We start from the raw sequence: 20376 nt of genomic DNA, 5'->3' as shown, positions 1-20376 counted from the left end.
CATGAACTTGCTTGAACTCACGCACCCCGAACTGGTGTTTATTAACCCACCCTGCCGCACGCCTGAAGCGCTGATCCGCTGGCTCTCCGAACCGCTTGTCGGGCGAAACGTCATCACCGATAAAGACGCCTTTATCCAGAGCGTCTTACACCGCGAAAGTGAAGGTCCCACCGCGCTGGGCGAAGCGCTGGCCGTTCCGCACGGTAAATCAGACGCGGTGCAGCAGGCGGCGTTTTGCCTGGCGCTTTTTGATGAGCCGGTTATCTGGCCGGGGCTGGAAGGCGATGAAGCGGTCAGGATGGTTTTTCTGCTCGCCATCCCGCACGCCGAGGCCGGCAGTACGCATATGCAGCTGCTGACGACGCTGACCAGTTCGCTGGCGGAAGAGCGCGTGCGTAACGCGCTTCTGGCGGCGCGCACTGGCGAAGAAGCGCTGTCCGCGTTGCGCAGAGAAACGCCACAAAACACGGACGCCGAACCCGGGCGCTCACTTGTTATCCCGCTGATACTCGGGAGTATTGCGGCGGCAGCCTTTCTCCAGGCCGGACTGAACTGGGCATGCGGGGTGAGTTAACCGACTGGCGCTCGGCACATGCTGCTGAGCGCTTGTTTTTGTTGAATAATTAATCAGAATTTTCCCTCTCGTCTTTACAAACGCTGGAGTGCCCGTCGTTTGTACTCTCGTCTTTTTACTTTGTTCTGAATCAAATAAATCGCAAACATGTTTGATGCAAATCACTATATGTAGCACTTAAAATGCACGCCAACCCAACATATTGTATTTATCGTCTACTATTCCAACAACAAGACGGCGACTCAGCTCTCCGGAATTGTGGATAACACGCGTTGGGAACGTGGGAAGTCTCTGGCCTGGCTGACAATACGCCCGGTGAACACTTCTCCACCTTTGTGGATAACCTGTTTTTAAAAATGGAGTGATCATGACACCGCATGTGATGAAACGTGATGGCTGTAAAGTGCCGTTTAAATCAGAGCGCATCCAGGAAGCCATTCTGCGTGCAGCTAAAGCAGCGGGTGTCGATGACGCAGATTACTGCGCCACCGTCGCAGAAGTCGTTAGCAGCCAGATGAACGAACGCAGCCAGGTCGATATCAATGAGATCCAGACCGCGGTTGAAAACCAGCTGATGGCGGGCCCCTACAAGCAGTTAGCCCGCGCCTATATCGAATACCGCCACGATCGGGACGTTCAGCGTGAGAAACGCGGTCGTCTTAATCAGGAGATTCGTGGCCTGGTTGAGCAGACCAACTCCGCCCTGCTGAATGAAAATGCCAACAAAGACAGCAAAGTGATCCCCACCCAGCGCGACCTGCTGGCCGGTATTGTTGCCAAACACTATGCCCGTCAGCACCTGCTGCCGCGCGACGTGGTCTCGGCGCATGAGCGCGGTGAGATCCACTACCACGATCTCGATTACTCGCCCTTCTTCCCGATGTTCAACTGCATGCTCATCGACCTGAAAGGCATGCTGACCCACGGTTTTAAAATGGGTAATGCCGAGATTGAGCCGCCAAAATCCATCTCCACGGCCACTGCGGTCACGGCGCAGATTATCGCTCAGGTCGCCAGCCATATTTACGGCGGCACCACCATTAACCGCATTGATGAAGTACTGGCACCGTTCGTCACGGCAAGCTTCAATAAACACCGTCAAACCGCTGAAGAGTGGCAAATCCCGGACGCCGAGGGCTACGCGCACTCCCGTACCGAAAAAGAGTGCTACGACGCGTTCCAGTCGCTGGAATACGAGGTGAACACCCTGCATACCGCCAACGGTCAGACGCCGTTTGTGACCTTCGGTTTTGGTCTGGGTACCAGCTGGGAATCACGCCTGATTCAGCAATCTATCCTGCGCAACCGTATCTCCGGGCTTGGTAAAAACCGTAAGACAGCGGTGTTCCCGAAACTGGTGTTCGCTATCCGCGACGGCCTGAACCACAAGTTTGGCGATCCTAACTACGACATCAAACAGCTGGCGCTGGAGTGTGCGAGCAAGCGCATGTACCCGGACATCCTGAACTACGACCAGGTGGTCAAAGTGACCGGCTCGTTTAAAACACCGATGGGCTGCCGCAGCTTCCTCGGCGTGTATGAAGACGAAAACGGCGAACAGGTTCACGACGGCCGTAACAACCTCGGCGTGATCAGCCTCAACCTGCCGCGTATCGCCCTCGAAGCCAAAGGCGACGAAGCGGCCTTCTGGGCACTGCTGGACGAACGTCTGCAGCTCGCACGTAAGGCCCTCATGACCCGTATTGCGCGTCTGGAAGGGGTGAAAGCCCGCGTTGCGCCCATCCTGTATATGGAAGGAGCCTGCGGCGTGCGCCTGAAGGCGGACGATGACGTGTCGGAGATCTTCAAAAATGGTCGCGCGTCAATTTCTCTGGGCTACATCGGTATTCACGAAACGATCAACGCGCTGTTCGGCAACCAGCACATGTATGACAGCGACGCCCTGCGTGAAAAAGGTGTCGCCATTGTTCAGCGCCTGCGCGATGCGGTTGACCAGTGGAAAGACGAAACCGGCTACGGCTTCAGCCTGTACAGCACCCCGAGTGAAAACCTGTGTGACCGTTTCTGCCGCCTGGATACCGCTGAATTTGGCATTGTCGAAGGGGTAACCGACAAAGGGTACTACACCAACAGCTTCCACCTCGACGTGGAGAAGAAGGTGAACCCTTACGACAAGATCGACTTTGAAGCCGCGTATCCGCCCGTCGCGAACGGTGGCTTCATCTGCTACGGCGAGTATCCGAACATTCAGCACAACCTGAAGGCGCTGGAAGATGTCTGGGATTACAGCTATCAGCACGTACCGTATTACGGGACCAACACCCCGATTGACGAGTGCTACGAGTGTGGCTTTACCGGTGAGTTTGAGTGCACCAGCAAAGGCTTCACCTGCCCGAAATGCGGTAACCACGATGCGGCTCGCGTCTCGGTGACCCGCCGCGTATGTGGCTATCTCGGGAGTCCCGATGCGCGTCCGTTTAACGCCGGTAAGCAGGAAGAGGTTAAGCGACGCGTGAAACATTTGGGGAATGGGCAGATCGGTTAAGGCGTCGGGGGTTTCCCCTCACCCTACCCCTCTCCCTCAGGGAGAGGGAACCGAACGCGCACCTACGTTTCCCCCCTCTCCCGGTGGGAGAGGGCTGGGGTGAGGGCACCCGCGCACACACACTCTGGACATCTTCTTATGCGATATCATCAATACTACCCCGTCGACATCGTCAACGGCCCCGGCACCCGCTGCACTCTGTTTGTCTCAGGCTGCGTCCATGAATGCCCCGGCTGTTACAACAAAAGCACCTGGCGCGTAAATTCAGGCCTGCCGTTCACCGCGGAAATGGAACAGCGGATCATCCACGATCTCAACGACACGCGCATTCATCGCCAGGGGATTTCACTCTCCGGTGGCGACCCGCTTCACCCGCAAAACGTGCCGGACATTCTGAAGCTGATAAAACGCATTCGCCGCGAATGTGCAGGAAAGGATATCTGGGTCTGGACGGGTTATAAGCTCGAAGAACTGAATGCTGAGCAGAGGGAAGTGGTGGATTTGATTAACGTGCTGGTTGACGGCAAGTTTGTGCAGGATTTAAAAGACCCTGCGCTGATCTGGCGCGGCAGCAGCAACCAGGTTGTGCATCATTTGCGTTGATCGCTAAAGCCGTTTGTTTACGTCATGATAAGCGGCTGATTTCTCTCTCTTACCGATAGCAATAACACATACCGTCACATCGTTGTCATGAACCTGATAGACCAAACGATAACCCTGGGATCTGAGTTTTATCTTGTCGCAATCAGGCAGGCCATGCAGGCGAGCCGATTCAACCCAGGGGTTCACCAACACGTTCGCAAGCTTCTTCTTAAACTGATTTTTTACGGTATCACCCAGCCTGGTCCACTCCTTGAACGCCCTCGGATCAAATACGAGTTCATAAGTCATCCAGCCTAACCTTAATTCCTTTTTGCGGATTAGCCAGCCGCTCCCGGACTGTCTGTATGAGTTCATCTTCACTGTCGCTAACAGTGACCGTTTTCACCGGCATACGCCCCGTCTCCGCAACGTACTGAAACAGTAACCGAACGGCTTCCGTTGGCGTGATATTGAGTTTTTCAAGCACGGCATAAGCCTCGTTTTTGAGTTTGTCATCCAGACGGACGTTCAGCGTGGCCATTATGCCTCCAGTGAAATCGAATGTGTAATGCATTTTAGCATTACATTTGCATTACATCGAATTCTGGATAACGTCTCTCAAAACCGGCTCACACTCTCCATCGCCACCGCTTTAAACCCGGCGAAATCATTGCAACTGCACAGCCGTGACATGGCGCGCTCACGCAGGAAAGTCACGAAAATATCGTAAATCGCCATCGCCTCTTCGTACTCGCGCTTGCTGATGGCGAGCAGGAAAATCACGTGGGCGGTTTCATCCCCCCAGGCAATACCCTGCGGTGCCAGCACGGTGTAAACCACCGTTTTTTGTGCCAGTAGCCCAAGTGAGTGCGGCAGCGCAATGCCGTCGCCCAGCATGGTGCTGACGATGGCCTCTCGCTCCACGACCGAATCCAGAAACTCCGCGCCAACAAACCCCTCTTCTTCGAGCTGCTCGCACAGCTCCCGGAACAGCGTTTGCTGGTCAATCGGCCTGTCGATAATGCGGAAATGGGCGGCATCGAAGTATTTATCCAGCATCCACGGGCGGGTTCGGTCCACCAGCACCAGCTTACCTATCTGCTCAAGCTGGTAGTCCGTCGGGAACGGGGCGATCATCACCACCGGTTTAGACTTTTCGCTCACGCGGGCGGTCGAGATAACAAAGTCTTCGCCGATCGGTTCCGCCAGCTCATACTCGCGCAGCGTGAGCGTGCGGGTCACCTCAATTTGCGGATATTTGCGCTGCAGCACCGCTTCAATCATCCGGACCATCGCATTCCCGGCATCGCAAACTAACAGCACGCGCGGCTGACGCTGGTAGCCGATGTTGTAGTGGCGCTCCAGCCCGACACCGATATGCAGCACCAGGAAACCGATCTCGTTTTCGCTGATCACATACGGCGTGTATTTCCCCCAGCTCGACACTGCCGCGAGGGTCATATCCCACGCCATCGGGTAGTGCTGCTTGATGTTATCCAGAAGCGGATTAGGGATCATGATTTGATAGCGCACGCGGGTGATCATGGTTTTGATGTGGGTGAGCAGATCCGCATGCAGTTGCTCGTCGCTGAGCAGGTTGTAGTTATAGTGGGTATTGATGTAGCGCAGGATGTAATTGACCAGCGCTTCGTCGTCATCGGCATTGATGGCACTGGGGGCAATCTCCTGGATCTGACGTGCCGCGATGTGAACGCAGAGCCAGCTCTCTTCTGAAGGCGAAAGCGCTTTATCCGCCAGCTGTTGAATGGTCACAGCGATGTCTTTCGCCGCCTCACGGACATTCTCGGCCACATCTTCTGCGTGAAATTCCGGCAGCGGATAGCCCTCGCTGATGCGACGCACCGACACCGCACAGTACAGGCGCAGGAACAGCTCGCCCTCGTCAGTCAGACGAATGTGATGCCGCGTCAGCGCATCGTGCAGCACGGGAACCATCTGCTCCGCCACCCCCGCATTGAGCGCAACGTCGGTCACCAGCGGGTTCAGGCTATCCTGCTGCGCCAGCTCCCAGAGCAGATCGGTGAGACAGGCGCGGGTCGCCATCTCGCTGCCAAACAGCTTCATGCCGTGGCGCGGTCGGGTTTCCAGCGTCAGGTTGTAACGGTGGAACCACTCGCGCACTTCCACCATGTCACTTTGCAGCGTCGCACGGCTGACAAACCACTCATCCGCCAGATCCTCCAGCTTGAGCGAAAACGCGGAGGTAAGAAAACGGACCACCAGATAGTGCACGCGCTCCGGCCCGGTGCGGGGAATGCGCAGCGCGCGCGGGTGGGAGGACTGAAGCTGCTGATAGCGTTCTGCATCGTCAATTTTGAGCTGATAGCCATTGCCGCGGCTGAGAATAAACTGCGCACCGTGGCTCGCCAGCAGCGCGTTCAGGGCGGTGATATCAGCGCGGACGGTTCGCGTGGAGACCGACAGCCGCTGCGCCAGTTCGTCCTGCGGCAGCGTCTCGTTTTGCAACAGATCGAAAAGTTGCGCTAAACGTTGGTTCGGAAATCGCACGGGGTTGTCCTCTTACGGCTTAGGGTGAAATGACCATCTGGGATGGGCTGCCGACCGGGGTATAGTCCGGCTCGGCGCTGAGTTTGCCGTCCTGCGCCACGCGAAAACGGGTAATGTTGTCGCTGCGCTGATTCATGACGTACAGCCAGCGCCCCTGTTTGTCGAGCGTCAGGGTGCGCGGGTAATCACCACGCGTCCACACATCATCCTGATGCGTCAGCGTGCCATCCGCTGTTACGGTAAAGTGCCCGATGCTGTTATGCAAACGGTTAGCCACATACAGCTGTTTGCCATCGGCACTGAGTGCCAGCCCGGCGGCAAAGCTGGTGCCTTTGTAGCCGTGTGGCAGGGCGGAGAGGGTTTTCCCCTCCTGCAGCCTGCCCCGGGCATCCAGCGTATAGTGCGTGAGCGTGGATGCCTCTTCGTTAATCAGCCATAACGCATCGCCTTTCGGCGTAAAGACGAAATGCCGCGGACCGGCCCCTTTCGAGGAGGCACTGATAAACGGCGGATCGTTCGGCGTCAGCTTGCCTGTTTGATCGTCAAAACGGTACTGGTAGATACGATCCAGACCCAGATCGGTAGAAAAAACGTATTTCCCGCGCGGATCGGCGGCGATCATGTGCGCATGGGGGCCATTGTGATCGCTAATGGCAAAACTGCCTTCCACCGCCGCCGCCGGTTTCGCCGCGCCCGGCTCTCCCCGATCCTGATGCGTGTCCGTGGCCTCCCCCAGACTGCCGTCTGCATTAACGGGCAGAACAGCAATCGAGCCGCTGACGTAGTTCGCCACCAGCAGGTGGTGACCCTTTGGCGTCAGGGAGAGATAGACCGGCCCCGCCCCGCCGGACGCCACCTGATTAAGCTCGCTCAGTTCACCGTTATCGCTCACGCGCAGCGCCTGCACCACGCCCTGCTCCACTTCGCTCGCCAGATAGAGCGTCTTACCATCCTGCGAGACGGTGAGCTGCGCGGCGTTTGGCAGCGTGCTGACCAGCGTTTTATTCGACAGCGCGCCAGTGTGAGGATCGACCGTAAAGCGGTACAGCCCCTCGCCGTTGGGGTTGTACGTCCCGACCCAGGCGTAATGGGTCTGGGCGATGGCAGTGGTAGCGAGTAACGAGAGTGAAGCGACGAGCAGATTGCGGGTGTGCATGGTGGCTCCTTTGGTTTTGTGCGGTTTGTGCCCCTCACCCCTAACCCTCTCCCCAAAGGGGAGAGGGTTAGGGGTGAGGGGTAAAGACTACTTAGCCAGCTTCTTCGTCATCTCCAGCAGCGTACGCACATCTTCCGGACGCGTGTCGCCGCTGGCTTTGTCGATAATCGAGCTGTAGATATGCGGAATGATTTTACTCACGCCCGCATCAAGGGCGATCTGCAGGATCGCTTCATAGTTCTCCAGATCGATCCCACCGGTCGGCTCCAGCCAGAAATCGTGACGGGCGCAGGCTTCCGCCACTGCCTGGTATTCGTCCCGACACGCCAGGCCTCCCATCGGGAAGTATTTGATGGAGCTGCCGCCAAAATCTTTCAGCAGGGCAATCGCAGTTTCAACCGGCACAATGCCGTCCGGCGCCGTGCTGCTCAGCGGACCGGTGGAGATTTTCACCTTGCCAACGGTGCCGGTCGGAGAGACCAGGCCGTTGACCACGGATTCACTCTGCCCCAGCAGCGCACGGCTGGTTGCCACGCCGGTGAACACCTGGTTAACGTGCTGCGGCTGCACCTGACGGGCGATCTCACTGACCATCCCGGACTGGTTCGGATCGCCTGCGCCGAGGCCCACAGAGAGCGCATTATCGATAAGCTGAGCGTAGTCGCGCATATCGGCAACCGCACTGGCGACATCCGGGTAATTTTTGGAGAGCACGCCCACCAGCACGTGGCCTTCCGCCGCCTCGTAAATGGCGCTGGCGTTGGCTTTCGATCCTGCCAGCACGTTCAGGCAGACGCGGTCACGGTAAAAGTTGGGGGTCAGTTTCATGCCTTTTTCTCCTGTCCTAACACTTCACTCATGCGGCGATAAACAATGTTCAGCTGATCGGCATTCACGCTGCGCACGTCCGCTTCGATAATCCCTTCGTTGGCCTTGTAGCCACGGAAGTAAATGGCGTACTCGCCTTGCTTCAGCGCGGTCACCAGGTCGCCGGTGCCAACACCGGTGGTGGCTTCATCAAACTTAATTTCGGTACGGGCGATATCGCGACCGGCGCTATCCCAGACCACGCGTGCCGTCACGCCGTTAAGGGTATTAAGCGCGTCAATAAAGGGCGTCATCTTCGCCACCATCTCTTCGCCGCTCTCTTTGGTCGCCGTCAGGTAGTGTTCGATGGCACAGGTGAGGCCGAGGATCCCCTCTTTACCCACTTTCATTGCGCGGCCAATCCCCGCCGTCTGGCGTTTCACCCACTCAACATACTGCGTTTTGCCGATCACCAGCCCGCTGGTTGGCCCTTCAATCGCTTTCGCACCGCTGTAGATAACCAGATCGGCACCGGCGCGGTAGTAAACGTGAAGATCTTCTTCCGCGGCCGCATCCACGATCAGCGGCAGATCGTGCTTACGCGCCACCACCGCCGCCTGCTCTACGCTGAGCATGCTTTTCTGCACGCAGTGGTGAGACTTGATGTAAAGAATGGCCGCGGTACGCGGCGTGATGGCCGCCGCCAGTTGATCGGCGGAGCATTCGTTCGCGTAGCCCGCTTCCACCAGCTTGCCGCCGCCCAGCGCCACCATGGTGCCTACCGGTGCGCCAAAGTTAACGTTATGGCCTTTCGGCAGCACGATTTCGTTGTTCTCAATCGGGGTGACGTGCAGGTTCTCCAGCAGCCAGTCGCTGTCTTTGACCAGCACCGCCGCCACGGACTGGGCGATGCCCGCGGACGCGCAGGAGACCACCGTCGCCCCTTCCACATCCAGCAGCTTCGCGATGTATTCGCCGGTTTTGTTGACCAGATCCTTCATCTCGAAATAGTGATTCATGCCATCCATCGCCGCCTGCACCACGTCCGGGCGCGGCGTGGAGACACCCAGCGCCGTCATACGGCCTGAGGTGTTGATGACTTGCTTTAAGTGATACTTCTCATAAATCGAAGGCATGTTCCGTGCTCCCTTGTTCGGTCATGTAGCCCTTGCCTGCGCGGATGGCGGCAAGCGGCACCAGAATGTGTTCAGCCTGCAGGCTGTCATTTTCAGCATCCACCAGCAGCGTTGGCTGGCGTTTTATCGTGAACAGCGTCAGGTCGGCATCAAGACCTGGCTGAATACGGCCTTTGTGCGTCAGACGCAGCCCGTCGGCGGCGTTCGCGGTGACGCACTCAATCACCTGCGGCAGCGACATGCCGATGGCGAGAAACTTCGACATCACGCTTGCCAGCGACCCTACCGGGCCGTTAATGCGGTTGCGGCAGTAAATATCCGAGCTGATGGTGTGTGGCAAAATGCCCATCGCAATGGCGCGTCTCGCCACCTCAAAGCTAAAGCTCGCCGTACCGTGTCCGACGTCCAGGCGCACACCGCGTTTCAGGGCGGAGGTGATGGACGCACGCAGTTCACCGGATGGCGTCAGAATGCGGTTCGGCTTGCCGTTGTAGCAGTGGGTGATGATGTCGCCTGAGCTGAGCAGGTCGGCAATTTCATCGAGGTTGGGCGGGTTGTTGCCGATGTGCACCATCAGCGGCAGGTCGCCGTTCTCTGCCTGGATGGCTTTCGCGCGCTCAAGCGGCGTTATGCCGTTTTCGCCGACCACGCTGCTGCTCATGCGCGCTTTCAGGCCAACGATAAAATCCGGGTAGCGCGTAACGGCCTGCTTCACGGCCTTCGCATCAATGTTGGCCATATTGGCCAGTTCGTTCTGGGCAATCAGCCCCACGCGGGAGATGTTCAGTAAGGCATAAACGTCGGTTGAGGCTTTACGGGTGATTTCATAAAAATCGTCCACGTCATCCGCGCCGGTACTGCCGGCATCCACCACCGAGGTCACGCCGGTGGCGATGCCCACGCTGTCCGGTTCGTCGTGATAAATAGGGGAGTTCGGGTAGCAGTGAACGTGGGAGTCAATCCAGCCTGCGCTGACGAACACTTCACCGTTCAACTCAACCGTTTTGCGGGCGGCCGCGGTAATGTCGCCCAGCGCCGCGATTTTTCCGTCCTGAATGGCGATATCGGTCAGGGTATCGTCGGTGAGGCGCGCACGGCGCAGGAGTAAATCAAACATGAGGATCTCCTGATAAGGCGGGCGCCGGGGCGCCCGCGGGCATTAAAGGGCGACCGGGAACAGCCAGCCCAGAATCATTGCACCGAGAATGGCGCCACCGGTAATCGGCTTCTGCCAGATATAGAACAGCAGCGCACCCACCAGAGAGCCGACACCAATAGGAATGGAGGCGGTCATGGCGCTGAGGATAATCAACGGCCCGAGGAAACGACCGGAGGCGTTACCGGCCCCCATCATCACGTCCGCCCCGTAGGTGGAGTTGCTCTGATTGATGGTGAACTTACGCGCCAGGATGATGACGTAGCCAATTGCCAGGCCAATCACCAGGCCGGTGATCAGCGCGGCAATAAAGTTGGTCACCGGGAACATGATGCCCGCGCCCAGCAGCAGCGCCGGAACCCCGAGGCCCACCCCGGTCTGGATCGCCCCGCCGATATCAAGGATACCGACCAGCGACCCTTCGATAATACGGGCGAACAAGAAGCTGGCACCGAACGCCGCCACCGCGCCGTAAACGCCGGTATCCATCCCCGCTTTCAGCATCGCCACGAAGGCCACTTCGTTGAACGCGCCGATGCCGTAGAGGTAGTACATATGCGTCCCGGCGAAAACACCGGAAGAGAGCAGGCCAACGAAGATCGGGAACGACCAGTCGGCATACCAAAACCCTTTATTCTGTTCCATGTCGAGGCTCCTGTTATTTACCGCTGAGCGCGTTGTGGATCATGTCGAGCCAGTTCGGCACGGTCAGATGGAAGGATTCGATCATCTTCATGTCGAAGCCACGGAAGAAACCGCTCAGCACGAACAGCGCCACGATGGCCGCCATCATCACTTTGGTGACGTGGTTCCATCCGCTCTCTTCAACGCCCTTACCAATCAGGATACCCAGCACCAGACCCGGTACGGCGTTACCCATGATCAGCTGCGCCGCGCCGCCAAAAATGGTGGCCCAGAAGCCCGATTTTTTACCCGCATCGATGGCGGCCAGCCAGAAGATCACCGGCATCACGGTGTTGACCAGCAGGTTTGCCGCAGGCACCAGCACCTTCACGGCGGTCACCTGAAGCGCAGCCGGAACAGAAGAGGCGGTGAGGTTAAGGAAGGTGACGACAATCATGCCGATCACGCCGCAGGCAATCGCCATTTTGCGCGGATCGTGCAGCGTTTCGCCGACGTTACGGTTTTTAATCATCAGTGCTGCAGCACCCCAGTTCGGGATGATGCGGTGGTCAACGTCCTGTGTGAATGCACCTGCAGCCACGGAAGAGGCCCAGGCGTTAAAGAAGAAGCCTAACCCGAAGGAGAAGTGAGAAGCCGGATCCCCTTCACAGGAGTTCAGTTCCCCCAACGTACGAAACGCGCCCATACCCTGAGTGGTAGGCGCATGAAACATGCGTGCAGCCCCGGCCCCCACACCGACGCCAACCAGGCCGCCAATGATGAGCGATTTTATTAATATAATTAAGAACATCAGTCTGCCCTTTTATGAATAATCAGCGTTGCGTGACGAAATCCACCTGGTCGAGATTGATGGCAGTCACGTTGACGGTCACATCCAGCTCCACGCTGTAGGTGCGTCTTTCCCGGCGCAAAAAGAAGAACAGAAAAGCTTCTTTACGCACCGCTTCTTGCGCCTGAACGACCTGCACATCCTGTGGCTCAATACGCAGTAAGATATGCGGTGAGGCTTTCATCACCGCGGCCTGAACGTGGTTGAGCGCATCAGCAAAGGCGCGCGCTTTAGCGTCGCCTTTGCCCTTCACTCTCACCGTGGTTGTGAACTGTTCTTTCATGCTTATGCGCCGTGTTTCTTCTGCCACGCCTGAACCAGACGCTCGCCCAGCTCTTCTTTATCCATAAAGCCAAAGCCCAGCACATTGCAGCCTTCATTGATGGCGGTGACGCCTTCATCCACTGAACGCATGCCGTATTTGGCTTTGTAGCCATATTTGGTTTGTGCGGTGATGGCACCCGCGCCGCCGCTGCCGCAGAAGGAGATGCCGAAGGTGGCATTTTCCGCTTTCATCACGTCACCGAGCTTCATGTCTGCCGCCACACCCGGCACGACAACCGCACGTCCACCGGCTTTTTCAACGCCTGCCGCCACTTTCTGACCTTTACCCAGGCGATCGCCAATCACGACTGTAATCTGTTCCATGTGTTGCTCCTTAAAGGTTGTCTTTCGCGACTTCGAAGTGAACGGAGAGCAGCCAGGCCTCTTCATCAGGAAGGTTGCCAAACTGCGCGACCACTTCACGGGCAAGCCGCATTGAATCGGGAGAAATTTCGTCGAACAGCTCGGCTTCAACCTCCGGCAGCGGCTCGCCGGTCACGGACCGGTGCGCCATCGCGCGAACGTGGGAGGTGAGCATCTGTTCCTGTACTGCGTTGGGGATGATGTTGTGCCGGGCCAGCAGGGCATACACCTGCGCCAGCATGGTGTTAGCGAGCTGCTCTGTTTGCACCGCCTGATCTCCAACGTCGTTCATTACCGCTCCGTTAATCACTCGTCTTACCCCGTTAATGGCTCTGGAATAAAACTAACGTTGGGGGGGAATTGTTTGTAGCGAGTTGTTTTCCACTTCGAAGTGGAAAGGCGAGCACCGGCAGTGATCTGTGCCACATAAATATGCTGAATATAGATAAATCACTGTATTTACGTGATGAATATCACGCTATCTGACGGCAATTAAGGGGGCGTGGGAGCGAAAAAGATTATGGGCAGACGTGCAAATATGTGAGGTGGATAAGGTTTTCTTATGCCCGGAAAGCAAACATGCGGGGGCGATTAACCGCCCCCGCACGGGGAAAGCGCGTACCGAGAATTAACGATACTTTTTGTGATAGGTATTACGCGTAGTCACAAACTGGTCAGCTGCCGCCTGGGCTTCCTTCACTTTGCCTTCGTTGGCAAGCTTCAGTGCACCGTCAATCTGACCGACCAGCACGTCAAAGCCGTGGCGGTAGTCTTTCATCTCAGCGCTGTCTGCCGCTTTATTTTCCAGCTTTGGCGGCGTGGATTTCTGCGCGTCCAGTGCCGCTTCACGCATTTTGGTCAATGCGCCTTTCATTTCCGCCGCATTGTCCGTTTTCTGCACCACCTTCAGGTTTTCACTGAGGATGCCCATGTCGTCTTCAAGATCGGCAGCAAACGCAGAAGAACCAAGAACCAGCGTTGACGCTGCGACGATCGCTAACAGGTGTTTACGCATTGCTCACTTCCTTTTTTATTATTAAAACGCCTTTACGGGTATTACTGCCCGGCGATTTTCATCTCCGGTAAGAGGACTGAACCACACTGTATATTGCTACGTGTTTCAATATCGTTACCGACAGTAACAATATTGCGCCACATGTCTTTCAGGTTGCCGGCGATGGTAATTTCGCTTACCGGATACTGAATTTCACCGTTCTCAACCCAGAAGCCCGCCGCGCCGCGCGAGTAATCGCCGGTAATGCCGCTTACGCCCTGGCCCATTAACTCGGTGACGACCAGACCGGTGCCCATCTCTTTAAGCATCTGCTCAAAGCTCAGGCCCTGACCCGCGATTCGCCAGTTGTGAATGCCGCCCGCGTGACCGGTGCTTTTCAGCCCCAGCTTGCGCGCAGAGTAGTTGGTCAGCAGCCACTGCGTCAGAATGCCGTCTTTGATGATATCGCGGCGTTCGGTGCGCACACCTTCGCTGTCGAACGGCGTCGAGGCCAGCCCTTTCAGCAGGTGCGGATGCTCTTCAATGGTCAACCATTCCGGCAGGATCTGCTTGCCCAGCGAGTCGAGCAGGAACGTCGATTTACGGTAAACGGAGCCCCCGGCAATTGCCCCCACCAGGTGGCCAAACAGGCCGGTCGCCACTTCATTGGCAAAAATGACCGGGGCTTTCATGGTGGAGAGTTTACGTGGCGACAGACGGGACAGCGTGCGCTGCGCGCATTCTGCACCAACCCACTCAGGAGACTGCAAATCGCCCAGCGCGCGACCGATGGTGTAGGCGTAATCACGCTCCATATCCCCATTCTCTTCAGCGATAACGCAGCTGGAGAGCGAATGGCGCGTTGAGCAGTAGCCCTGCAGCATCCCGTGGCTGTTACCAAACACTTTGATACCGTAGTGGCTGTTAAAACTTCCGCCTTCGGTATTGGTGATGCGTTTATCGGCCTTCAGAGACGCCTGCTCGGCACGGGCAGCCAGTTCGATCGCTTCGTCCGGCGTCACTTCCGCCGGGTGGAAAAGATCGAGATCCGGGGCATCGAATGCCAGCAGCTCTTTGTCGGCAACGCCGGCGTAAGGATCGGGCGAGGTGTAACGCGCAATATCCAGCGCAGCCTGCACCGTACGGGCAATGGCATCCGGGCTGAGATCGGTCGATGACGCGCTGCCTTTGCGATTCTGGTGATAAACCGTGATCCCCAGGGCGCCATCGCTGTTGAATTCTACATTTTCCACTTCGCCGTAGCGGGTGCTGACGCTGATGCCGGTGGTTTTGCTTACCGCCACTTCGGCGCCATCTGATTTACCTGAAGCGAGCGTCAGCGCGGTGGAGACGGCTTCTTCCAGAATCTTACGCTGCGCTTCAACTTGTGAGGTTACTTTCATCGCAAATGCCATACTGTAAGAGAGAGTTAATTGAAGTCTAACAGAGAACCGTTTTTCAGTGCGCGTCTTAACTGGTAACATTAGCCTCTTTTTTTAAGGAGCCTGACATGACTAAGCAGCCCGAAGACTGGCTCGACGACGTTCCCGGTGATGACATCGAAGACGAAGATGATGAGATCATCTGGGTCAGTAAAAGTGAAATTAAACGTGACGCCGAAGAGTTAAAACAGCTTGGCGCGGAAATGGTAGAACTGGGTAAAAACGCGCTGGATAAACTCCCGCTCGACCAGGATCTGCGCGATGCCATTGAACTGGCACAGAAAATCAAGAAAGAAGGCCGTCGCCGTCAGCTTCAGCTTATCGGTAAAATGCTGCGTCAGCGTGACGTTGAACCGATCCGCCAGGCGCTGGACAAACTGAAAAACCGCCACAACCAGCAGGTTGCGCTGTTCCATAAGCTTGAGCAGATCCGCGATCGTCTGATTGAACAAGGTGATGATGCGGTACCGGAAGTACTGAACCTGTGGCCGGATGCCGATCGCCAGCAGCTGCGTTCGTTGATCCGCAATGCCCAGAAAGAGAAAGAGGCGAACAAGCCGCCGAAGTCTGCACGCCTGATTTTCCAGTATCTGCGTGAGCTGTCTGAAAACGAAGAGTAAGCACAGCATCGTTGAGTGCCCTTAACCTCGCCCCTTTCCCTGTGGGCGAGGGAGAAAAAGCCCGATAAGCGTGAGCGCTACCGGGCTTTTTTTTACTCGGCGACCGCCTGCGCTTTCTTCGCCAGACCGTCCAGCAGCTTCTGATGGATCCCACCAAAACCGCCGTTGCTCATCACCAGAATGTGATCGCCTGGCTGTGCGGCTTTCACCACCATATCCGCCAGCGCATCCACATCCGCACTCCAGTGCGCAGGCTGAATGCAGGCATCGGCCACTTCGGCCACCTGCCACGGAATATGCTGCGGCTGCAGCAGGAAGACTTCATCGGCACGCCCTAAGGATGGCGCAAGATCGTCTTTGCAGATGCCCATTTTCATGGTGTTCGAACGCGGTTCCAGCACGGCCAGAATGCGGGCGGTCCCGCCGACTTTGCCGCGTAAGGCCGCAAGCGTCGCCAGAATGGCGGTCGGGTGATGCGCAAAATCGTCATACACCGTGACGCCGTGGGCTTCACCGCGCAGCTCCAGACGACGGCGGGCGTTAATGAACGAGCCTAACGCATCCGCCGCATCCGCAGGCTGAACGCCCACATGACGTGCCGCGGCAATCGCCATCAGGCCGTTGTGCATGTTGTGCTCGCCCACCAGGCCCCACTTCACCTCACCCACTTTCTCACCGTCGAGCAGCACTTCCCACTCGGAGGCATCCGCGTTGAGTTTTTTCGCCTGCCAGTGTCCCTGCTCGCCCACCAGCTCCTGCTCGCTCCAGCATCCCATCGCCAGGGTTTGCTTCAGGTTGATGTCGTTTTCCGGCAGGATGATGCGGCCCTGACCCGGAACGATGCGCACCAGATGGTGGAACTGTTTCTGAATCGCTTTCAGATCGTCAAAAATATCCGCGTGATCGAACTCAAGGTTGTTGAGGATCAGCGTCCGCGGGCAGTAGTGCACGAACTTGGAGCGCTTGTCGAAGAACGCGCAGTCATACTCGTCGGCTTCGATCACGAAGAACGGGCTGTCACCCAGACGCGCAGAAACATCGAAATTACCCGGTACACCCCCGATTACAAAACCTGGCTTATAACCACAGGCTTCGAGGATCCAGGTCGCCATTCCGGCGGTCGTGGTTTTGCCATGCGTTCCGGCTACGGCAACGACCCAACGGTCGCGCAGCACGAAATCATGCAGCCACTGCGGGCCAGACATGAACGGAATGTTGCGTTCCAGAACCGCCTCAACGCACGGATTACCGCGGGTCATGGCGTTGCCAATGATCACCAGATCCGGCTCAGGATCCAGCTGGCTGGCATCGTATCCCTGAATCAGAGAGATGCCCTGTTTCTCCAGAAGCGTGCTCATCGGCGGATACACATTGGCGTCCGAACCTGTCACTTCATGGCCCAGAGAGCGCGCCAGCATTGCCAGTCCGCCCATGAAAGTGCCACAAATCCCCAATATATGAATGCGCATACGTCACTATCCTTCTTCAATGTGGCGCACATTTTACTCACATGTCAGCGACAGCGAAACGCATTTCAGGTAAATCCGTATATTGCTGGCGCGATTCACCTCTGCGCTAATATTTGAATGTTTGTTAAGATTGTTGGGCTTTAGTCGTTTTAGTGAACATACAATCGCTCTACTCACAAAGATGCAGGGAAAGTGTTATGAAAACGTTAGGTGAATTTATTGTCGAAAAGCAGCACGAGTTTTCTCATGCTACGGGTGAACTCACTGCTTTGCTGTCGGCAATAAAGCTGGGCGCTAAGATCATCCACCGTGATATCAACAAGGCCGGTCTGGTCGATATCCTGGGTGCCAGCGGTGCCGAGAACGTTCAGGGCGAGGTTCAACAGAAACTCGATCTGTTCGCAAATGAAAAACTGAAAGCTGCACTGCGCGCGCGCGACATCGTGGCGGGTATCGCCTCCGAAGAAGAAGATGAAATTGTCGTTTTCGAAGGGTGTGAACACGCTAAATACGTTGTGCTGATGGATCCGCTGGACGGTTCCTCTAACATCGACGTTAACGTTTCTGTCGGTACCATTTTCTCCATCTACCGCCGCGTCACGCCTGTTGGCACGCCGGTGACAGAGGAAGATTTCCTGCAGCCGGGCAGTAACCAGGTGGCGGCCGGTTACGTCGTTTATGGCTCCTCCACCATGCTGGTGTACACCACGGGCTGCGGCGTTCACGCCTTTACTTACGATCCCTCGCTGGGCGTTTTCTGCCTGAGCCAGGAACGTATGCGCTTCCCGGAGAAGGGCAATACCTACTCCATCAACGAAGGCAACTACATCCGATTCCCGAACGGCGTGAAGAAATACATCAAGTTCTGCCAGGAAGAAGATAAAGCCACTCAGCGCCCGTACACGTCCCGCTATATCGGCTCGCTGGTTGCTGACTTCCACCGCAACCTGCTGAAAGGCGGTATCTACCTCTACCCAAGCACGGCAAGCCACCCTGACGGCAAGCTGCGTCTGCTGTATGAATGCAACCCAATGGCGTTCCTGGCCGAACAGGCTGGCGGCAAGGCGAGCGACGGTAAAGAGCGTATTCTGGACATCGTGCCGGAAAGCCTGCACCAGCGTCGTTCGTTCTTTGTCGGCAACACCCATATGGTTGATGACGTTGAACGTTTTATCCGTGAGTATCCGGACGCATAACCCATAACACGGGGAGCCCTTCAGGCTCCCCGCTTCATTTATATATTTTACCGTATAAGTATTTATAAAAAACACGCTTTAATATTCGGTTTTGCTCCTGCATTATTTCCATAACAGTTTGACAAATATTTCCTGGAGCCTAATCGTCATGAAAAATTATTCCCGTGCTAATACCGGCATTGATTTAAATCTTATCCCTGTTTTTATTGAAGTGGTCCGCTGCGGCAGTATGGCAAAAGCCTCTGTACGTCTGGAGATGTCGCGCCCCGCGGTGAGTCTGGCATTAAAACGCTTTAATCAGCTGTTTGACGAGCCGCTATTTTTCCGCAAAGGGTTATATCTTGAGCCGACTGAAAATGCATTAGCATTAACCCAGTCTCTGGAAATATTAATGGGCGATATTCACGATAATATTGGCGCATTAAATTCAGCGACACATAAAACCCCGACACAGAATGCGCCGGGGCGGGAAAATATTATGCCGCTGTCTGAGCCGTCAGTTTAAATGATGCCATGGCGTCCATCAGCTGACGCGATTGCTCTTCCAGCGAGCGCGTCGCGGCAGAAGATTGCTGGACCAGCGCCGCATTCTGCTGCGCGGTTTCGTCCATCTGATTCACGGCAATATTCACCTGCTCAATGCCGCGACTCTGCTCCTGGGACGCGGTCGCAATCTCGCGCATCAGTTTGGTCATGCGCAGTACTTCTGTTGCGATCTCATCCATCGTTTCGCCAGCCTGCTGCGCCAGCTCGCTGCCTTCGTTTACGTGGGTCTGAGAATCACTGATAAGCGAACGGATCTCTTTTGCTGCGTCAGCGCTGCGGCTGGCGAGGTTTCGCACTTCACCGGCGACAACGGCAAACCCGCGCCCCTGCTCACCCGCGCGCGCCGCTTCCACCGAGGCGTTCAGCGCCAGAATATTGGTCTGGAAGGCAATGCCATCAATGACGCTCAGAATATCGGCGATGCGTGCCGAACTGCCGGCGATATCACGCATTTTTTCAATGACGTAGCAGACCATTTCGCTGCCGTGATCGGCGGTGTCAGACACGGATTTCGCCAACTGGTGCGCCTGCTCGGCGTTGTCTGCATTGAGTTTCACCGTGGCGGTGATCTCTTCCATGCTGGCGGCCGTCTGCTCAAGCGATGTCGCGGTGGATTCCGTGCGCTGGGCAAGATCCATGTTCCCCGCCGTCAGTTCGCGGCTGCCGGTATCAATTTGCGAGCTGGCATCACGTACCCGTAAAACCGAGTTCATCAGAAACTGCCGCATCCCCTCAATGGCCGCGTTCAGGCGGTTAAACTCCTGGCTCGCCGGGTCATTCAGCGTATGGGTTAAATCGCCCGCCGCCACGTTCTCCAGCTGAGCAATGGACGCCGAAAGCGGTTTGAGCAGCATGTGACGCAGTACCAGCCACGCCAGCACAATAATGCCAGCCGTCAGCAGCGCGGCCACCACGATCAGGATCAGTACCCGGTTTTTGCTCGACTGCACGGCCTTCACTTCCGCTTTCCCGCGCGCTTCGCTCCATTTCTGAAAGACCTGCATATCATTATCAAACTGCGCCGCCACCGGGATCAGCGTGTTCTCCAGCAGATCGTAATAGCTGTCTGCGCTCTGATCGTTCAGGGCTTTCAGCATCGGGTCGATCCCCTGCTGGTTATAGGTCGCCAGGCTCGCGGCCACCTTATCCAGCAGTTTTTGTCCCTGCTCATCCGCCACCCCGCCGTCGATCACGCCTTTCAGCGTTTTACGGGCCTGGGCAATCTCCTGATTGATGTTTTTCACCGATTTGGCCGCATCATCCAGCATGCCGATTTCCATCATCCGGACCGCCTGACCCGCTTCATTACGCGCGCGCAGGATCAGGGTATAGCCAGAATTAAGCTGCACCATCTGCTCACCCTGAAGGTGGTTGATGCGCTGGAGTGATGAAGAACTCTGTGTGAGGGCATAAATGCCAATGCCGCTGACAATCAGCAGCAGAAGGGTCATAACGGCCAGTAAAGAGAGCAAGCCGGTACGAATCGATAGCGTTTTAAGCAT

22 protein-coding genes are annotated in these 20376 nt (G+C 56.5%); 6 read left to right on the top strand and 16 right to left on the bottom strand.

Annotated elements, in window-relative coordinates:
* Position 1 precedes the first annotated feature (1 nt).
* The 3 genes from ACN9MQ_RS02280 to nrdG all read left to right on the top strand — a co-directional run bounded on the left by ACN9MQ_RS02280 (position 2) and on the right by nrdG (position 3683).
* A complete protein-coding gene (locus ACN9MQ_RS02280) occupies positions 2 to 574 on the top strand; it encodes a PTS sugar transporter subunit IIA (protein ID WP_025205763.1) in 573 nt (190 codons plus the stop codon).
* A 367-nt stretch (positions 575 to 941) separates the two neighbouring features.
* Complete coding sequence (gene nrdD / locus ACN9MQ_RS02275; RefSeq protein WP_020885401.1) at positions 942 to 3080, top strand: anaerobic ribonucleoside-triphosphate reductase; 2139 nt, start codon at positions 942 to 944, stop codon at positions 3078 to 3080.
* A 138-nt stretch (positions 3081 to 3218) separates the two neighbouring features.
* Entirely contained in the window at positions 3219 to 3683 is a 465-nt protein-coding gene (nrdG, locus tag ACN9MQ_RS02270) for an anaerobic ribonucleoside-triphosphate reductase-activating protein (RefSeq protein WP_040018491.1), read from the top strand.
* A 3-nt stretch (positions 3684 to 3686) separates the two neighbouring features.
* On the opposite strand, the gene ACN9MQ_RS02265 is transcribed toward nrdG, so the two are convergent.
* The 14 genes from ACN9MQ_RS02265 to pmbA form a co-directional block, all read right to left on the bottom strand.
* Complete coding sequence (locus ACN9MQ_RS02265; RefSeq protein WP_426021249.1) at positions 3687 to 3971, bottom strand: type II toxin-antitoxin system RelE family toxin; 285 nt, start codon at positions 3969 to 3971, stop codon at positions 3687 to 3689.
* A complete protein-coding gene (locus ACN9MQ_RS02260) occupies positions 3961 to 4203 on the bottom strand; it encodes a type II toxin-antitoxin system RelB/DinJ family antitoxin (RefSeq protein ID WP_020885404.1) in 243 nt (80 codons plus the stop codon). The genes ACN9MQ_RS02265 and ACN9MQ_RS02260 overlap by 11 nt, the downstream gene beginning before the upstream one ends.
* A 77-nt stretch (positions 4204 to 4280) precedes the next feature.
* Complete coding sequence (locus ACN9MQ_RS02255; RefSeq protein ID WP_014168384.1) at positions 4281 to 6191, bottom strand: BglG family transcription antiterminator; 1911 nt, start codon at positions 6189 to 6191, stop codon at positions 4281 to 4283.
* A 19-nt stretch (positions 6192 to 6210) separates the two neighbouring features.
* Positions 6211 to 7347, bottom strand: a complete 1137-nt coding sequence (locus tag ACN9MQ_RS02250; protein ID WP_047366506.1) for a lactonase family protein — start codon at positions 7345 to 7347, stop codon at positions 6211 to 6213.
* A gap of 87 nt (positions 7348 to 7434) precedes the next feature.
* Positions 7435 to 8175 carry a 2-dehydro-3-deoxy-phosphogluconate aldolase gene (gene dagF, locus ACN9MQ_RS02245; RefSeq protein WP_059306432.1) on the bottom strand — a complete coding sequence of 247 codons (741 nt, stop codon included), beginning with the start codon at positions 8173 to 8175 and terminating at the stop codon, positions 7435 to 7437.
* Complete coding sequence (locus tag ACN9MQ_RS02240) at positions 8172 to 9290, bottom strand: DgaE family pyridoxal phosphate-dependent ammonia lyase (RefSeq protein WP_049023696.1); 1119 nt, start codon at positions 9288 to 9290, stop codon at positions 8172 to 8174. Before ACN9MQ_RS02240 ends, dagF begins: the two co-directional genes overlap by 4 nt.
* The gene (locus tag ACN9MQ_RS02235; protein WP_086533172.1) at positions 9274 to 10407 is read right to left on the bottom strand and encodes an amidohydrolase/deacetylase family metallohydrolase; all 1134 of its coding nucleotides are present in this window, start codon (positions 10405 to 10407) and stop codon (positions 9274 to 9276) included. Before ACN9MQ_RS02235 ends, ACN9MQ_RS02240 begins: the two co-directional genes overlap by 17 nt.
* A gap of 42 nt (positions 10408 to 10449) precedes the next feature.
* Complete coding sequence (locus ACN9MQ_RS02230) at positions 10450 to 11091, bottom strand: DUF4310 family protein (RefSeq protein WP_014882285.1); 642 nt, start codon at positions 11089 to 11091, stop codon at positions 10450 to 10452.
* A 13-nt stretch (positions 11092 to 11104) separates the two neighbouring features.
* Entirely contained in the window at positions 11105 to 11881 is a 777-nt protein-coding gene (locus ACN9MQ_RS02225) for a DUF4311 domain-containing protein (RefSeq protein WP_014168378.1), read from the bottom strand.
* Between the two features lie 22 nt (positions 11882 to 11903).
* Positions 11904 to 12203, bottom strand: a complete 300-nt coding sequence (locus ACN9MQ_RS02220; RefSeq protein ID WP_006810338.1) for a DUF4312 family protein — start codon at positions 12201 to 12203, stop codon at positions 11904 to 11906.
* Positions 12204 to 12205: 2 nt separating this feature from the next.
* Complete coding sequence (locus ACN9MQ_RS02215) at positions 12206 to 12568, bottom strand: SFCGS family glycine-rich protein (protein WP_003830384.1); 363 nt, start codon at positions 12566 to 12568, stop codon at positions 12206 to 12208.
* A 10-nt stretch (positions 12569 to 12578) separates the two neighbouring features.
* Positions 12579 to 12917, bottom strand: a complete 339-nt coding sequence (locus ACN9MQ_RS02210; protein ID WP_014168376.1) for a glycine dehydrogenase — start codon at positions 12915 to 12917, stop codon at positions 12579 to 12581.
* A gap of 318 nt (positions 12918 to 13235) precedes the next feature.
* Positions 13236 to 13622 (bottom strand): cytochrome b562, encoded by a 387-nt coding sequence (gene cybC, locus ACN9MQ_RS02205; RefSeq protein ID WP_014168375.1) that lies wholly within the window; start codon positions 13620 to 13622, stop codon positions 13236 to 13238.
* 41 nt (positions 13623 to 13663) lie between these two features.
* Positions 13664 to 15016: a metalloprotease PmbA gene (pmbA, locus tag ACN9MQ_RS02200; RefSeq protein ID WP_020882904.1), complete on the bottom strand. Its 1353-nt coding sequence runs from the start codon at positions 15014 to 15016 to the stop codon at positions 13664 to 13666.
* 95 nt (positions 15017 to 15111) lie between these two features.
* On the opposite strand from pmbA, the gene yjgA reads away from it, so the two are divergent.
* The gene (gene yjgA / locus ACN9MQ_RS02195; protein WP_014168373.1) at positions 15112 to 15663 is read left to right on the top strand and encodes a ribosome biogenesis factor YjgA; all 552 of its coding nucleotides are present in this window, start codon (positions 15112 to 15114) and stop codon (positions 15661 to 15663) included.
* A gap of 92 nt (positions 15664 to 15755) precedes the next feature.
* Here yjgA and mpl read toward each other — a convergent pair whose 3' ends face one another.
* Positions 15756 to 17132 carry a UDP-N-acetylmuramate:L-alanyl-gamma-D-glutamyl-meso-diaminopimelate ligase gene (gene mpl, locus ACN9MQ_RS02190; RefSeq protein ID WP_025205787.1) on the bottom strand — a complete coding sequence of 459 codons (1377 nt, stop codon included), beginning with the start codon at positions 17130 to 17132 and terminating at the stop codon, positions 15756 to 15758.
* Positions 17133 to 17329: 197 nt separating this feature from the next.
* On the opposite strand from mpl, the gene fbp reads away from it, so the two are divergent.
* Positions 17330 to 18328 carry a class 1 fructose-bisphosphatase gene (gene fbp, locus ACN9MQ_RS02185; RefSeq protein WP_020882906.1) on the top strand — a complete coding sequence of 333 codons (999 nt, stop codon included), beginning with the start codon at positions 17330 to 17332 and terminating at the stop codon, positions 18326 to 18328.
* Between the two features lie 148 nt (positions 18329 to 18476).
* On the top strand, positions 18477 to 18833 hold the full coding sequence (locus tag ACN9MQ_RS02180) for a helix-turn-helix domain-containing protein (RefSeq protein WP_025205788.1): 357 nt from the start codon (positions 18477 to 18479) through the stop codon (positions 18831 to 18833).
* On the opposite strand, the gene ACN9MQ_RS02175 is transcribed toward ACN9MQ_RS02180, so the two are convergent.
* Positions 18805 to 20376 (bottom strand): methyl-accepting chemotaxis protein, encoded by a 1572-nt coding sequence (locus tag ACN9MQ_RS02175; RefSeq protein ID WP_426021251.1) that lies wholly within the window; start codon positions 20374 to 20376, stop codon positions 18805 to 18807. The genes ACN9MQ_RS02180 and ACN9MQ_RS02175 overlap by 29 nt on opposite strands.

The organism is Enterobacter sp. R-25, assembly GCF_049913205.1.
Lineage (GTDB): Bacteria > Pseudomonadota > Gammaproteobacteria > Enterobacterales > Enterobacteriaceae > Enterobacter > Enterobacter ludwigii.
The sequence above is the reverse complement of the archived record's forward strand: the minus strand, read 5'-3'. Positions and strand labels throughout refer to the sequence as shown.

Excerpts from the sequence above, each read along its gene's own strand:
- ACN9MQ_RS02235 (WP_086533172.1), bottom strand. The coding sequence starts at position 10,407 with ATGTTTGATTTACTCCTGCGCCGTGCGCGCCTCACCGACGATACCCTG.
- ACN9MQ_RS02280 (WP_025205763.1), top strand. The coding sequence starts at position 2 with ATGAACTTGCTTGAACTCACGCACCCCGAACTGGTGTTTATTAACCCA.
- ACN9MQ_RS02175 (WP_426021251.1), bottom strand. The coding sequence starts at position 20,376 with ATGCTTAAAACGCTATCGATTCGTACCGGCTTGCTCTCTTTACTGGCC.
- ACN9MQ_RS02180 (WP_025205788.1), top strand. The coding sequence starts at position 18,477 with ATGAAAAATTATTCCCGTGCTAATACCGGCATTGATTTAAATCTTATC.
- yjgA (WP_014168373.1), top strand. The coding sequence starts at position 15,112 with ATGACTAAGCAGCCCGAAGACTGGCTCGACGACGTTCCCGGTGATGAC.
- pmbA (WP_020882904.1), bottom strand. The coding sequence starts at position 15,016 with ATGGCATTTGCGATGAAAGTAACCTCACAAGTTGAAGCGCAGCGTAAG.
- cybC (WP_014168375.1), bottom strand. The coding sequence starts at position 13,622 with ATGCGTAAACACCTGTTAGCGATCGTCGCAGCGTCAACGCTGGTTCTT.
- ACN9MQ_RS02215 (WP_003830384.1), bottom strand. The coding sequence starts at position 12,568 with ATGGAACAGATTACAGTCGTGATTGGCGATCGCCTGGGTAAAGGTCAG.
- ACN9MQ_RS02250 (WP_047366506.1), bottom strand. The coding sequence starts at position 7,347 with ATGCACACCCGCAATCTGCTCGTCGCTTCACTCTCGTTACTCGCTACC.
- nrdD (WP_020885401.1), top strand. The coding sequence starts at position 942 with ATGACACCGCATGTGATGAAACGTGATGGCTGTAAAGTGCCGTTTAAA.
- mpl (WP_025205787.1), bottom strand. The coding sequence starts at position 17,132 with ATGCGCATTCATATATTGGGGATTTGTGGCACTTTCATGGGCGGACTG.
- dagF (WP_059306432.1), bottom strand. The coding sequence starts at position 8,175 with ATGAAACTGACCCCCAACTTTTACCGTGACCGCGTCTGCCTGAACGTG.
- fbp (WP_020882906.1), top strand. The coding sequence starts at position 17,330 with ATGAAAACGTTAGGTGAATTTATTGTCGAAAAGCAGCACGAGTTTTCT.
- ACN9MQ_RS02230 (WP_014882285.1), bottom strand. The coding sequence starts at position 11,091 with ATGGAACAGAATAAAGGGTTTTGGTATGCCGACTGGTCGTTCCCGATC.
- ACN9MQ_RS02220 (WP_006810338.1), bottom strand. The coding sequence starts at position 12,203 with ATGAAAGAACAGTTCACAACCACGGTGAGAGTGAAGGGCAAAGGCGAC.
- ACN9MQ_RS02240 (WP_049023696.1), bottom strand. The coding sequence starts at position 9,290 with ATGCCTTCGATTTATGAGAAGTATCACTTAAAGCAAGTCATCAACACC.
- nrdG (WP_040018491.1), top strand. The coding sequence starts at position 3,219 with ATGCGATATCATCAATACTACCCCGTCGACATCGTCAACGGCCCCGGC.
- ACN9MQ_RS02265 (WP_426021249.1), bottom strand. The coding sequence starts at position 3,971 with ATGACTTATGAACTCGTATTTGATCCGAGGGCGTTCAAGGAGTGGACC.
- ACN9MQ_RS02260 (WP_020885404.1), bottom strand. The coding sequence starts at position 4,203 with ATGGCCACGCTGAACGTCCGTCTGGATGACAAACTCAAAAACGAGGCT.
- ACN9MQ_RS02225 (WP_014168378.1), bottom strand. The coding sequence starts at position 11,881 with ATGTTCTTAATTATATTAATAAAATCGCTCATCATTGGCGGCCTGGTT.